The sequence below is a fragment of the Caballeronia udeis genome (assembly GCF_001544555.2).
Classification (GTDB): domain Bacteria; phylum Pseudomonadota; class Gammaproteobacteria; order Burkholderiales; family Burkholderiaceae; genus Caballeronia; species Caballeronia udeis.
This window is the reverse complement of record NZ_FCOK02000238.1, coordinates 1-590: the sequence shown is the minus strand read 5'-3', so window position 1 is coordinate 590 and position 590 is coordinate 1. Positions and strand designations below refer to the sequence as shown.

Sequence of the window (590 nt, the reverse complement as noted above, 5' to 3'; positions counted from 1 at the left end):
TTGACCATGACCGACGAAGTCTCGCCTTTGACGATAGCGCGTAATATCAGGGTCGTGCCCGGACCCGATACATCTCGCCATTCGCTTTCTTTCGCTCCAGTCGGATCGAGTTGCTGATTAGTCGAAGGTAGCCTCAGGTCGTCGATTGTGGCAATGCGAAATGCATTCGCATCGGGTACCTGAGCAGCAACCGCACAGCTGGTTACTGTTCCCTTTGGGCCGTCCATTTCATCGAGCAGAAGCGCGAAAGGGCCAGTCGTCAAACCGCCCACCCATGCCTTGCGTCGCGTAACGGTGCCGTTCGCAGAAGGTGCAGATGCTTCGCTTTGAACGTGCATTCGCATTGCTGTCGCTTTTGCATCTATACGCGAAAAGTCTGGAAGCTCGAGATTGCACATAACCTGAAACGCATTGAGAACCGAGTGATCTAGGTCCATCGGCTTTGGCGCGGACTGTGCCGCTGCGCAAAACGGGATAAGTAGTGGTAGGGCGACGAGCCTTCGGATTTTTGTATTTAAGATGACTTCACCTGAGGGAGGGGCTTTCTGAACATGTTCCGCACGCGTGCGGCGGCCGTTCAACGTGACCGT

1 protein-coding gene is annotated in these 590 nt (G+C 54.7%); it reads right to left on the bottom strand.

Annotated elements, in window-relative coordinates; genetic code table 11:
* On the bottom strand, window positions 1-590 hold a 590-nt coding region (locus AWB69_RS50250), incomplete at both ends, for a hypothetical protein (protein ID WP_231937474.1).